We start from the raw sequence: 266 nt of genomic DNA, 5'->3' as shown, positions 1-266 counted from the left end.
GTGGCGGCGCCATCGAAACTGCAGCGCCCATCCGGGGATCGGGTGAAGACCGACGCGAAGGACGCGGTGCATCTGGCCCGGCTGCTGCGATTGGACGAGATCACCCCGGTTGCGGTGCCGACCGCCGATCAGGAAGCCGCGCGGGATCTGGTGCGAGCTCGGGAGGACTGTCGTGGTGATCTGATGCGCGCCCGGCACCGGGTCAGCAAGCTGCTGCTGCGGCACGGGATCGTCTACGACGACGGTGACGCCTGGACGACCAAGCA

At 68.4% G+C, this 266-nt stretch carries 1 protein-coding gene; it reads left to right on the top strand.

Annotated features, from left to right (window positions below):
- Nucleotides 1–42: 42 nt before the first annotated feature.
- Nucleotides 43–266: IS110 family transposase (locus tag ACPW96_RS23340; RefSeq protein ID WP_425886135.1), on the top strand; the 224-nt coding region annotated here is incomplete at its 3' end.

The organism is Micromonospora sp. DT81.3, from assembly GCF_049847225.1.
Lineage (GTDB): Bacteria > Actinomycetota > Actinomycetes > Actinomycetales > Microbacteriaceae > Microbacterium.
This window is presented reverse-complemented; position numbering and strand designations above follow the sequence as displayed.